We start from the raw sequence: 12,674 nt of genomic DNA on the forward strand, positions 1-12,674 counted from the left end.
CTGCTCAGACCTTCGGCTGGGATCCCGGCGCCAGCGAGCCGCACAGGGCCGTGGCCCCGCCGGTGGCGTATGGGTCGGTCCCGGCCGGTCCGCCCTCCTTGGCGGTCTGGCCGGCCAGCAGCGGGTGCAGCCGGTTCACGGAGTCCTCGGCGCAGGACAGCGGTCCGGCCTGGACGTAGGAGACGACCAGCTGGGCCTGGTGCAGCCGCAGATCCTCGCGGTCGAACCGGAACTGCAGCTCTCGGCGCACCGTGAACAGCGACGCGTCGGCCTTGTCCCCGCCCGCGTCCTCGCGCGCGGGGCGCAGCGCGTAGACGAAGGTGTGGTCGGCGGTGACCTCCAGCGTGCCGGCGTCGCTCTCGGCGGCCTGGAGGGTGCCCTGCACCCGGATCCTGCGGTCGGCGAGCTCCGCCTGGGAGGGGTCGAAGCGCACCAGCCAGCCGGTGGGCGCGTGCCGTCCGTCCGGGGCGGGGTGGCTGAAGCTGCGGTCGAACTGGTCGAGCTGCTCGGGATCGAGCAGCATCCGCACGGGGCGGGTCTGGTCGCCGGTCAGCACCTCGGGGTAGAGGGCGGACCGCACGATGTAGTCCTTGGCGATGGACAGCGCGCCCGTGACCTGGCTGTCCGAGAAGTGCGCGGTGCGCCGGGCGGCGGGCAGCGGGACGCCCTCGGCGCCGATGCGGAACTGCGCGGCGGGGCTGCGGGCGTACAGCAGGTCGGTGTCGGCCGCTCCGGGCACCTCGCCCCGGGGGGAGAGCGGGATGACGGTCATGCGCAGCGGCTCGGCGGGCGGTCCGGAGCCGTCGGGGGCCTGGTAGGGGTGGCGTACGCCCATGTAGATCGCGGTGCCGAACGCGAGGGCCATCAGCAGGACCAGGATCAGGGCCTGCCGGGACAGCCCTTTGCGCAGCGGCGGGAGGCTGCGGACGGCGGGAGCGTGATCGGTGATGCGCTCCTGTGCGGAGAACTCCTGGAGACGGGCAGCCCGCACGAACGATTCGTCGAAGACGACGGACCGGTATTCGTCCTCGCCACCTCCGGGGCCGCCTTCGGGTGTCCCCTCAGGTGGGTCCGCTGACCCTCCCATATCTTCAGGGTAGGTCTCGCGGAGCCCGGGTAAACGCCCGTCCACAGGACAACTTCTGACAGGTTCTCACCAGTTTTGACCGGTCGGCCCAGGGGTTGTCCGGCGCTCCGGGGTCAGGGCGTGCGCGGGATCGCCGAGACGGTCGGCCGGGAGTAGTCGGCGGAGGCCGACGGCACCGGTCCCCCGCCCTGCTCCAATCCGGTGGTGGCCGGCACGGGAGCCTGGTCGCCGCTGCTGGAGGAGGCGCCCCGGTAGACGGCGGCGAAGGCCAGCGCGACCATGCCGACGCCCATCACCACGGCGAGGACCCAGGCGACCGGACGATGCCAGCGGACCTGCTTGCCGAACGCCCCGGAGCCGCCGTAGCCGTCCTCGAGGAGGCCCCGGTCGTCCAGGTCGTCGAAGTCGGGGTCGTGGCCGAAGCCGGTGAGCTCGCCGTAGGCCTCGTCGAACCGGTCGCCGCGGCCATGGGCCCGGCGGGCCTCCGCCTCGGAGGCCTCGGCTCTCGCCTGCGCGGCGGCCAGGAGGCGCTCGACGGCGGTCGGCTCGTGCACCACGGCCGCGCGTACGAATGCCTCGTCGAAGACCACGGAGGCGAACTCTTCGTCCGACACCCCGTGGTCGTGGTCGTCGTCGGGCTCCCAGCCGTCAGGGAACGGCGTGCCCCCCACGTCCTCCGGCACGGACCCAGAGTAGACCTGGGGGGTCATTTTGGGCAGACCGTATGGAAATTCATCCGTCTGCTGAGACACCCGCCCGGGGCGCGGACGCCTGCGGGAGCGCGTGTCGGACGCATATGCCCCGGCTGTGCGCCGGGCGCCCCGAGGCTTCTCGCGGGCGCCCGTGAGCCGGGCCGCAGCGGCCCCGGATCAGCGCCGGATGTGCCCGTCGCCTGTGACGATGTACTTCGTGCTGGTCAGCTCGGGCAGGCCCATCGGGCCGCGCGCGTGCAGCTTCTGGGTGGAGATGCCGATCTCCGCGCCGAAGCCGAACTGGCCGCCGTCGGTGAACCGGGTGGAGGCGTTCACGGCGACCGTGGTGGAGTCGACCAGTTGGGTGAAGCGGCGGGCGGCCTGCTGCGAGGTGGTCACGATGGCCTCGGTGTGACCGGAGGTCCACAGGCGGATGTGCTCGACCGCCCGCTCCAGCGAGTCCACGACCGCGGCGGCGATGTCGTACGACAGGTACTCGGTCTCCCAGTCCTCGGCGGTCGCCTCGACGACGGTGGCCTTGGAGTCCTCGGCGTACGCCATCACCCGGTCGTCGGCGTGCACGGTCACGCCGGCCTCCGCGAGGGCGTCCAGGGCGCGCGGCAGGAACTCGGGCGCGATGTCCTGGTGGACCAGGAGGGTCTCGGCGGCGTTGCAGACGCTGACGCGCTGGGCCTTGGAGTTGATCAGGATGTCGATGGCCATGTCGAGGTCGGCGTGGGCGTCGACGTAGACGTGGCAGTTGCCGGTGCCGGTCTCGATCACCGGGACCGTGGACTCGGCGACGACCGTCTGGATCAGGGAGGCGCCGCCGCGCGGGATCAGCACGTCGACCAGGCCGCGGGCGCGCATCAGCTCGCGCACGCTCTCGCGGCTCTCGCCCGGCACCAGCTGCACGGCGTCGGCGGGCAGCCCGGCGCCGCCGACGGCGTCCCGGATCACTCGGACCAGCGCGGAGTTCGACTCGTACGCGGAGGCCGAGCCGCGCAGCAGCACGGCGTTGCCGGACTTCAGGCAGAGGGCGGCGGCGTCCACGGTGACGTTCGGGCGGGCCTCGTAGATGATCCCGACGACACCCAGCGGGACGCGGACCTGGCGCAGGTCGATGCCGTTGGGCAGGGTCGAGCCGCGGACGACCTCGCCGACCGGGTCGGGCAGGGCGACGACGTCCCGTACGTCGGAGGCGATGGCCCGGACCCGCTCGGGGGTGAGGGTCAGCCGGTCGACGATCGCCTCGCTGGTGCCGGCCTCGCGGGCCTTGGCGATGTCCTTGGCGTTCGCCTCGACGATCTCGCTGGTGCGGACCTCCAGGGCGTCCGCGATGGCCAGCAGCGCGTCGTCCTTCTCGGCCCGCGGCAGGGGGGCCAGGTCGGCCGCGGCGGCCTTGGCGCGGTAGGCGGCCTGGGTGACCGGGGTCATGGCGTCGTACGGGGAGAGCGAGGTCATACCACGAAGGGTAGTGCGCCCGCCGTATCGTTCCAGCGCGCATTCCGCACCGCGAGACGGGCCCGGGGCGTGCGCGGCGGTCAGAAGGGGTGGACGCCCACCGGCGTGGCCGGCAGCGGCCCGTACCCCTCCGCGACGCGCTGGTGGTAGGTCTCCCGGTCGATGACCTCCAGGCCGACGATCTCCCAGGGCGGAAGGCCCGCGGTCTGGCGGTGCTCGCCCCACAGCCGCAGGGCGACGGCGGCCGCGTCGTGCAGATCGCGGGCCTCCTCCCAGTAGCGGATCTCCGCGTGGTCGTTCGCGTACCGGCTCGTCAGCAGAAAGGGGTGGTCGTGGGCCAGCTGTTCGAGCGCGCGCCGGACGTCCTTCAGCGGGGCCTCCTTGCCGGAGACGCTGAGGGTGACGTGCCACAGGCGGGGCAGCTCCTCCGGCTGCTCGAACCGGTCGCCGGCCGCGACGCTCGTCAAGGCGCGCTCCTCACCGGCCGCGCGGGACGAGCCCCCACCGGCACTGCGGGGCGCCGTCCCAGGGCGCACTCGTCTCACGACGGCCTCCTTCACGCAGTGACCGACCGGACGGTCGGCGGAATGTGTCCGTGAGACAAAGTTGAGCAGGCCGCAAGGGCTCGCGGGGCGATTTTGCGGAACGTCCACCTCATGACGACGTTCACAACGGGGTGTTCCCCCCGTTTTCGGCTTTTCGCCGTGACGCGGGGGCACGGGTGGGGCCGAACAGACGGGTCACGGCCGACGGGCGTCCGAGGCCTCGGTGCCGACACGGCCCAGGCGGCCAGCGGCTTCAGGCGTTCCCCGGATGGTGAGCCGGGGTCCGCGGTCCCGACGCCCAGGGTCTCCGGATCGTCGGCGGGGGTGCGCTCACCGACAAGCGGCTGCGCCGGCGGTGACCCTAAGGGCTGTCCCGTAATTCCCGGCGGGCGCGCGGCGACAGCTACGGCACCTCGCCGCGTTGTCGGGTCGTCCGCATACATCCAGGATGCGGACGGCCCTCCGCCTTGCGATGCACCGCATCCGACGCCGCGCGCCGATCCACCGGGAATGACGGGACAGCCCTCAGGGGGTGAGCAGCACCAGGTCGTCGCGGTGGACGACCTCCCGTTCGTACTCGGCGCCCAGTTCACGGGCGAGTTCGCGGGTCGAGCGGCCGAGGAGCTGGGGGATCTCCTTGGCGTCGAAGTTGACGAGACCGCGGGCGACCGCGCGGCCGGCGCCGTCCCGCAGTTCGACAGGGTCGCCGGCGCTGAACTCGCCCTCGACGGCGGCGATCCCGGCGGGCAGCAGCGACTTGCGGCGCTCCACGACCGCGCGGACCGCGCCGTCGTCCAGGGTCAGCGAGCCCTGCGGGGTGGAGGCGTGCTGGAGCCACAGCAGACGGTCGGCGGAGCGCTTGCCGGTGGCGTGGAAGTACGTACCGGTGTCGCGGCCGGAGAGCGCCTCGGCGGCGTGGACCGCGCTGGTCAGGACCACGGGGATGCCGGCCGCGGCGGCGATGCGGGCCGCCTCGACCTTGGTGACCATGCCGCCCGTGCCGACGCCCGCCTTGCCGGCGCTGCCGATCTCGACGTGGGCGAGGTCCTGCGGGCCGCGCACCTCCGCTATCCGCGAGGTCCCCGGCGTGCTGGGGTCGCCGTCGTACACGCCGTCGACGTCGGACAGCAGCACCAGCAGGTCGGCGTGGACGAGGTGGGCGACGAGGGCGGCGAGCCGGTCGTTGTCGCCGAAGCGGATCTCGTCGGTGGCGACGGTGTCGTTCTCGTTGACGATCGGGAAGGCGCCCATCGCCAGCAGCTTGTCCAGGGTGCGTGAGGCGTTGCGGTGGTGGGCGCGGCGGCTCATGTCGTCGCTGGTCAGCAGCACCTGGCCGGCGCGGACGCCGTAGCGCGCGAACGAGGCGGTGTAGCGGGCGACGAGCAGGCCCTGGCCGACGCTTGCGGCGGCCTGCTGCCGGGCCAGGTCACGGGGGCGGCGGCGCAGCCCCAGCGGGGCGAGCCCGGCCGCGATGGCGCCGGAGGAGACGAGGACGATCTCCCGCTCCCCGCCGCTGCGGCTCTTGGCGAGGACGTCGACCAGCGCGTCCACGCGGTCGGCGTCCAGGCCGCCGGACGCGGTGGTCAGCGAGGAAGAGCCCACCTTGACGACGATCCTGCGGGCCTCGTGCACGGCCTGCCTTGCCCCTGCCACCTCTGCTCTTTTCCCTCGTGTCCGCCGAAAGCCTCTCCCGGCAATCTACGCGAAGGGGATCGTGCGGCGCGCGGGCGTTCCAGCCCCCGGGACACAGGCGGGTGGTAACCGCTTGCTCACGCCACGCGTACGGTGAAAAGGTTGCGTTGGTTGCCTATGGAAATTAAAGATGCGGCAAACCTAGGGTGACGAGCGTGTCACACGCTCCCCAGGATCCCCGCAGCACGCAGCGTCTTCTTCTTCGTTCGGGCAAAAGTCCGTACGACGTGGTCCCCGTCGAGGAGGCGCTCGAACAGGACGTCATCGCCACCAATTCCGGCAACCTGATCTTCAGCGACGCCACGCACAAGATCCTCGAGACGCCGCGCACGGAGGTCGTCTCCAACGGCATCCGCACGGACGTCTCGGCGGCCGGCCGGATCAACGAGGAGTTCGACGCCTTCGTCATCCCGTTGGCGAACGCCTTCCGGCCGTCGTTCGAGGCGCAGCTGAAGCGGCTGACCCGGCTGATCGAGAAGCTGCGCATCCCCGTGGTCGTCGTCGGCGTCGGCGCGCAGGCCGGGCTCGGCTACAACGCGGCCCGGCTGAAGGGCATCGAGCCCGCCGTGCGCGCGTTCGTCTCCGCCGTGCTGGACCGCAGCGCCTCGATCGGCGTGCGGGGCGAGTTCACCGAGAAGTACCTCAACGACCTCGGCTTCCGGGACGTCGAGGTCATCGGCTGCCCGTCGCTGTTCCTGTACGGCAAGGAGCTCACGGTCACCAAGAAGGAGCCCGCCCTCGGCGCCGGCTCCCGGATCGCGGTCAACGGCTCGCACAGCGCCGTGAAGTCCCAGGGTCTGGACCGGGTCATCGACCGGGCGCACGCCCGCTACCCGCATCTGCGCTTCATCGGGCAGAACCTCAGCGACGCGCGGCAGCTCCACTGGCGCGACCTGTCGGACCCGAACGCCCTGGTCACGGCGATGCCCACGCATCCCGAGCACCCGATGTACCGGGAGGACAAGGTCCGCGTCTACATCGACCCGGTCACCTGGATCGACGATCTGCGCGGCTTCGACTTCTCCTTCGGCTCCCGCATCCACGGCAACATCGCCGCGCTGCTCGCGGGCACCCCGGCGACCGTCCTGTGCGGTGACTCGCGGACGCTGGAGCTGTGCCGGTACTTCGGCATCCCGCACCGCCGGATCGACAAGCTGACGGGCGAGGTGGACCCGGCGGCGCTGTACGAGGAGGCCGACTTCGGCCCCCTCATGAGCGGCCACCAGGAGCGCTTCGAGCGGTTCACGGCGTTCCTCGACCGCAACGGCCTGGAGAACACCTTCACGCACGGCGACGGCGGCGCCGCCTTCGAGGAGCGCATGCGCTCGCTGACCTTCCCGGCGGGTATCGGCCCCTGGAACGAGGTCGACCTCACCTCGCTGAGCAGCCGCTTCGCCTTCCTGCAGCGCCGGGTCGGCGAACTGGGCAAGGACAACGAGCGGTTGCGGCGCGAGCTGGGCCGGGCCACCCAGAGCGGCGGAACGCTCCCGACGTCGGTCTACCGGCGCGCGCGCCGCGTGGTGGGCGGCCCGATCCGCCGGGCCCTGCAGTCGGGGCGGTAGGGGGAGGAGACACCCCTCCAGCACGGGGCACACGGTCACTCCTGACGACACGGGCGTGTCGTTGCCGGGGCGCCGCGCGTTGAACCGGACGCACGACGTCCCGCGCCGACCTTGGAGTGACCGCGTTGCCCGCACCCCTGTCCCGCATCCCGGCGGGAGCACTCGTCTCGGCCCTTCTGGCCGCCGCCTTCTGCGTCCAGGCCGGCGCGGCGCTGCGCCCACACGTCCCGCTGCTGCTCACGGCGACGGTGGTGTCCCTGGCCGTGGAGGGCGTGCTGTTCCGCTGGCAGCGCGTGGTGCTGACCGCGTTCGCCAAGGCGCACGCCGACATCACCGTGCGGCATGTCCTGCGGGACCTGCTGCTCGTCGTGGCCCTGCTGCGGCTCGGCGAGCAGCAGGAGCCGCTGTACACCCCGCTCGTCGGGGGCCTGCTCGCCTTCTACGCCCTGCACTGCGCGATCCAGGCGGTGTCGGTGCTGGTCCGCCGCACGCGCACCCTCCCGGTGGTCACCCGCAACATCGACGCCTCCGCGCTGCGCCTGTCCGCCGCGCCGCCGGTGCTGCTGCGCCGCCCCGGCCCCCGGCTGGTGCTGTTCGGGCTGCCGGCCACGGCGGGCCTGCTCACCACGGCGGCCACCGGTGACCCGCGCTGCGCGGCCCTCGGGGTCGCCCTGTCCCTCGGGCTGGCCGTCCTGGGTCTGGCCGACCTGCTGGTGCGGCTGCTGCCGGGCCGTCGCCCGGTCGGCGAGCGGGAGGCCCTGGAGTGGCTCGACGCCTGGCTGGCGGAGTACCGGCCGACGGCCGGGCTGTACTTCTCCGGCGGCGTGTCCTCGGCGTACCAGGCGAACATGTGGCTGGAGCCGCTGGCGAAGCTGGAGGGCCGGCCGCTGATCGTGCTGCGCGAGCGGTTCATGGTGCAGAAGATCGCGCCGACCGACGTGCCGATCCTGTGCCTGCCGAAGGTGTCCACCCTGATGCGCCTGGAGGAGTCGTCGCTCCAGGTGCTCATCCACCCCTCGAACTCCGGGAAGACCTCCCAGGTCCTGCGCATCCCCACGCTGAAGCACACCTTCGTCAACCACGGGGAGAGCGACAAGCTGTCGTCGTGCAACCCCTACGCGAAGGCGTACGACGAGGTGTGGGTGGCCGGACCGGCGGCCCGCGAGCGGTACGCGTACGCCGAGGTCGGCGTCGAGGACAAGGACGTCGTGGAGATCGGCCGCCCGCAGCTGGACGGCGTACGGCCGTACCAGGGACCGCCGTCAGGGCCCTGGACGACGGTGCTGTACGCGCCGACCTGGGAGGGCTGGGACGGCAACCCGGGCAACACCTCGGTGATCGAGGCCGGCGAGAACGTCGTACGGGCGCTGCTCGCCGATCCCGGGGTGCGGGTGCTGTACAAGCCGCACCCCCTGACCGGTTCGGTGGACCCGCGGGCCGGGGCCGCCGACCTGCGCATCCGGGAGCTGATCCGGGCCGCGAACCGGGAGCGGGCCGTGCCGCGCCCTCGCGACACCGGTGGGCTCGACGCGCTGACCCGGGAGCTGGACCGCCTCACGGCGCTCGCCGGGCGGCCCGGCGCCGACCAGGTCGAGCGAATGCTCGTGCAGTCGGCGCCGGAGCCGGGGCGGGCCGAGGCGGTGGCGCGGGCCACGGCCGCCTGGGAGGAGGCGTACTGGGCGTCGCTGCCGGAGGGCGAGCACCAGATCGTGGTCGACGCCCGGCCCACCCTGTACTCCTGCTTCAACCAGGCGGACCTGCTGATCAGCGATGTGTCGAGTGTGATCAGCGACTTCCTGGCGAGCGGGAAGCCGTACGCGGTGGCGAACACCAGCGGTCTGGCGGAGGACGTGTTCCACAAGACCTTCCCGACCGTGCGCGCGGCGACCGTACTGACGCCGGACGCGGCCGGGGTGCCGGAGCTGCTGGACGCCGTACGCCATCCCGAGAAGGACGAACTGGCCGACGCCCGGGCCGAGTTGAAGCGGCACCTGCTGGGACCGGACGAGCCGACCTCGCAGGAGCGCTTCAACCGGGCGGTACGGGAGCTGTGTTCGGCGGCCCTGGCGCACCGGGCCCGGATGGAGGAGCGGCTGGCGGAGGAGGTCCCGACCGAGATCCCCGACCAGCGGCGGTCCGCTACACCGCCGCAGCGCGCCCACCCGTAGCGGCGGCGGCGGACCTCAGCATCCGCCCCGCCTTCCGCGCCGCTCTCCGCAGCAGGGTGCCCGGGCCGCCCTCCCGGTATCCGGGGTAGGCGCGGGCCTCGCGCGGTTCCGCGAGGTACACGGAGTCGGGGATGCCGGCCCCGGCCTCGCGGAAGTGCGGGTAGGCGAGGTAGAGGCGGCGGCCGCCGCGCTCCAGGAGAGCCGCCGGCTGCTTCTTGTCCTTGAGGAACTTCGCGACGGACACCAGGAGTTCGGGCCGCTGCTCGGCCACGAGGTGCAGCCGCAGACGCTCCTCGACCTTGAGCCGGCGGGCGATGCCGGGGGTCCAGTAGGCGTCCATGAGGGGCTTGGCCAGTTCGAGCTTGCGCCGGCGGACCTCTTCGCTGTCCTTCGCGAACCGGGGCCCGAACTGCGGGAGCAGGGTCACGGTTAACGGGCGCGTCATGAGCAGGTCGCGGCGCTCGCCCGCCGGCAGGTGCTCGGCGATCAGGTGCATCAGGGCCCGCGCGGAGTCGAAGCGCAGTTCGTAGCCGCCGCTCTTGGTCACATGCTTGCCGTCGTCGCGGCCCACCAGGTAGTAGCAGGTGTAGTCGGCGATCACGGAGACGCCGTCGGCCCGCAGATACGCCTCCATGGTGAACAGCGCGTCCTCGCCGGTCCACAGCGACTCGTCGAAGCGCATGCCGTGCCGGGTCAGCAGCTCACGGCGGAACAGCTTCTGCGCGCTCAGCGTGTACCGGATGTTGGAGGAGAAGACGTCGGTCCGCTCCAGCGTCCGGCCCCACATCGACTTCGGCGCACCGCGGTTGACGCCCTCGATCCGGCCGAGCACCACGTCGGTGCCGTTCCGGTCGGCCATCGCGACCATGCGTTCCAGCGCCTCGGGACCGAGCCGGTCGTCGGCGTCCAGGAAGAAGACGTAGCGCCCCGTGGCCTTCCCCAGACCGACGTTGCGCGGGCCGCTCGGGCCTCCCGAGTTCTCCTGCCTGATCACGGTCACCGGCATGGCCGCCCGGGCCGCGAACTCCTCCAGGTACTCCCCCGTGCCGTCCGTCGAGCCGTCGTCGACGGTGATGATCTCGATGCGCTCCGGGTCGATGGTCTGTGCCTCGACCGATGCGAGGCACTCGACCAGATACGGCATCGCTTCGTACGCCCCGATGATCACGGACACATCAGGCTGCGTCACGTTTCCCCCTCGCCAATGGGATATTCCCCCCGTATCGCCTCATTCACTACTTACTAGACGGCCAGGCGTGAACAGGGGTTGCCTCCTGGGCAGGTTTTGGTGAGTCAGATCACAGACGGTCAGAGCGCAGGCGGTCAGATCACGCGCATGCAGATCACAGGCATGCGAACGGCGCGGCCCCCGAGGAAAGTGCTCCTCGGGGGCCGCGCCTCGTGTGGTGCCGCGGGGTCAGGCCGTCACGTCGTCGCCCGCCGCCGCGACCCGCTGGGCGGGTACGGCCGCCGTGCGGGACTCCTGTCCGACGTTGCGGGTCTCGGCCTTGATGGCGAGGTCCGCCACGGCCGTGTTGAACTGCTCGATGGACGTCGGCTCGTCCGGGCCGAGCAGGTAGCGCTTCAGCTCGGTGCGGTCGGCGGCCAGCGGGTCGGCGGACGGGTCGCGGACCGCGTCCAGCAGCTCTCCCAGCGGCTCCGCCCGGTTCGACAGGATCGTCGCGGCGCGCACGGCCGTGTTCTGCCGCTTGAACTCCTCCACGCCCAGCTCGGCGGAGTCCGTGACGGCGTACGGCTTGCCGCTGGCGATGAAGTCGGAGACGACGCTGGAGATGTCGGAGACCATCGCGTCGGAGACGTTGAAGCAGTCGTACAGGCGCGGCTCGGCGCCCGTGATGACACGGTGCTCGTGGGCCGGGAAGGAGCGCCAGTAGGCGTCGTTCCACTCCGCGCGCAGCCGGGCGACCTCCTCGTGGCGGGCCGGGTCGAGCAGGCCGTCACGGGTGGCCTCGGCCTCGTCGCCGCTGCTGCCGCCCTTGCCGGACAGCTCGGCGAGCCGGGCCTCGATACGGGCCAGCTCGGCCTTGGCGGCGGCCTGCGCGGCCGTGTCGGCGGTGAAGCGCGGGTCGGCGGCACGCTCGGCGGCGGCACGCTCGACGAGGGCGGTGATCCGCTGGTGGGCGGCGCCGGCCTCCTTGTTGACGGTGCCGGTGAAGGGGTGCGGCTTGTAGAGCACGCGGACCGGCGGGTCGGCGGTGACGAGCTTGCGCACGATGTTCTCGCCGGCGAGCACGATCGAGGTGTTGCCGGGGTTGCCGTCCCAGCCCTCCCAGGTGGGGGCGTACAGCACGGTCGGGACACGGCCCTCGGGGACGCCCTGCCAGGTCTGGATGGGGGCGAGCTGCGGGCGGCCGACCTCCACGATGTCGTCGTCGCGCACGCCCACGTCGGCTATGGCGTAGCGGTCGCGGCCCGCGCGGCCGGCGGTCCACACCTCGTCGTACACCTTGCTGAACGGGTTGACGCTGGCCAGCTTGTCGCTGTCGCCGTGGCCGATGAAGACGTGCTTCATGGTGGGCACGCGCAGCAGGTGGATGTTCTTGCCTACGTTCGCGGCGTACAGGGCGACCCGCACGGTGCTCAGGTCCAGGTTCATCAGGTGCACACCGCCGGGCACGCAGACGACGGGGACCGTGGTGGGCGCCAGGTTGGCCAGGATGGCGCGCTCGCGCAGGATGATCAGCGGCCTGGAGTCCAGCTGCTCCATGGTCTCCAGCCACATGTTGACCTGGTACGCGGAGTCCTTGGAGCCGGAGAAGTACAGCACGGTCTCGGGCCGGTACACCCGCAGCCAGTCGTCGACGGCGGCCAGGACGAGCTCGGCCTTCGGCGGGATCTTCCGTCCGCGGACGTACGGCATGAGCGCGAGGACGTAGAGCAGGCCGAGGCCCACCGTGAGGCCGATGCCGACGAACCCGATGGCGGAGTGCTCCAGCCAGGCGGAGACGAGGATGCCGGCGACGGCCGCGAGGTCGAGGTGCAGCATCTTCTCGGCGGAGCGGTGCAGCAGCCCGCGCGGCGGGGCGTCGGGGATGCGGACGCGCGAGGCGAGGTCGACGTTCCGGGTGGCGACCGGCATACGGCGGCGGTTGCGGATCAGGGTGACCAGCGCGCCGTGCGGGGCCTGGAGGCCGTAGAAGGCGATGAAGCAGGCGACCGCGCCGTAGTAGACCAGGTTGTCCGCGAGGCTCAGGCGCGCCAGCAGCAGGAGCAGCAGCAGCTCCCTGATCAGGAAGCGGATCGACAGACCGGCCCGGACCTTGCTGAGGCGGTTGACCAGGTAGCTGCCCTTGCGGTGCAGATAGTGGTCCGCCAGGTACGTCACGGCGGCCGCCGCCGCGAAGGCGGGAATGCTCGGTACGAGCGCGGCCAGCATGAGTGCCGGGAATCCCAGCATCATGAGGACCGCCGCGGCCAGCTCGGCCGCGCTGCCCACCCGGGCG

9 protein-coding genes are annotated in these 12,674 nt (G+C 72.1%); 2 read left to right on the forward strand and 7 right to left on the reverse strand.

Annotated features, from left to right (window positions below; translation table 11 throughout):
* Positions 1-4: 4 nt before the first annotated feature.
* From DC008_RS11130 to proB, 5 genes are all read right to left on the reverse strand, one after another.
* Positions 5-1,087: an SCO2583 family membrane protein gene (locus DC008_RS11130; RefSeq protein WP_108706838.1), complete on the reverse strand. Its 1,083-nt coding sequence runs from the start codon at positions 1,085-1,087 to the stop codon at positions 5-7.
* A 113-nt stretch (positions 1,088-1,200) separates the two neighbouring features.
* Complete coding sequence (locus DC008_RS11135) at positions 1,201-1,770, reverse strand: SCO2584 family spore wall biosynthesis protein (protein ID WP_483027318.1); 570 nt, start codon at positions 1,768-1,770, stop codon at positions 1,201-1,203.
* Positions 1,771-1,956: 186 nt separating this feature from the next.
* A complete protein-coding gene (locus DC008_RS11140; RefSeq protein ID WP_108706840.1) occupies positions 1,957-3,243 on the reverse strand; it encodes a glutamate-5-semialdehyde dehydrogenase in 1,287 nt (428 codons plus the stop codon).
* Positions 3,244-3,323: 80 nt separating this feature from the next.
* Entirely contained in the window at positions 3,324-3,779 is a 456-nt protein-coding gene (locus DC008_RS11145) for a hypothetical protein (protein WP_055620919.1), read from the reverse strand.
* Positions 3,780-4,313: 534 nt separating this feature from the next.
* Entirely contained in the window at positions 4,314-5,441 is a 1,128-nt protein-coding gene (proB, locus tag DC008_RS11150) for a glutamate 5-kinase (RefSeq protein WP_108706841.1), read from the reverse strand.
* A 266-nt stretch (positions 5,442-5,707) separates the two neighbouring features.
* On the opposite strand from proB, the gene DC008_RS11155 reads away from it, so the two are divergent.
* Entirely contained in the window at positions 5,708-7,042 is a 1,335-nt protein-coding gene (locus tag DC008_RS11155) for a polysaccharide pyruvyl transferase family protein (RefSeq protein WP_244221343.1), read from the forward strand.
* A 125-nt stretch (positions 7,043-7,167) separates the two neighbouring features.
* Entirely contained in the window at positions 7,168-9,210 is a 2,043-nt protein-coding gene (locus DC008_RS11160) for a hypothetical protein (RefSeq protein WP_108710649.1), read from the forward strand.
* Here the strand turns inward: DC008_RS11160 and DC008_RS11165 are convergent.
* Together DC008_RS11165 and DC008_RS11170 are read right to left on the reverse strand one after the other, a co-directional pair.
* Positions 9,182-10,399: a glycosyltransferase family 2 protein gene (locus DC008_RS11165; RefSeq protein WP_425276535.1), complete on the reverse strand. Its 1,218-nt coding sequence runs from the start codon at positions 10,397-10,399 to the stop codon at positions 9,182-9,184. The two genes, DC008_RS11160 and DC008_RS11165, sit on opposite strands and share 29 nt — an antisense overlap.
* Before the next feature lie 228 nt (positions 10,400-10,627).
* Entirely contained in the window at positions 10,628-12,667 is a 2,040-nt protein-coding gene (locus DC008_RS11170) for a hypothetical protein (protein ID WP_108706843.1), read from the reverse strand.
* Positions 12,668-12,674: the final 7 nt, after the last annotated feature.

It is taken from the genome of Streptomyces nigra (assembly GCF_003074055.1).
GTDB lineage: Bacteria > Actinomycetota > Actinomycetes > Streptomycetales > Streptomycetaceae > Streptomyces > Streptomyces nigra.

Excerpts from the sequence above, each read along its gene's own strand:
- DC008_RS11130 (WP_108706838.1), bottom strand. The coding sequence starts at position 1,087 with ATGGGAGGGTCAGCGGACCCACCTGAGGGGACACCCGAAGGCGGCCCC.
- DC008_RS11140 (WP_108706840.1), bottom strand. The coding sequence starts at position 3,243 with ATGACCTCGCTCTCCCCGTACGACGCCATGACCCCGGTCACCCAGGCC.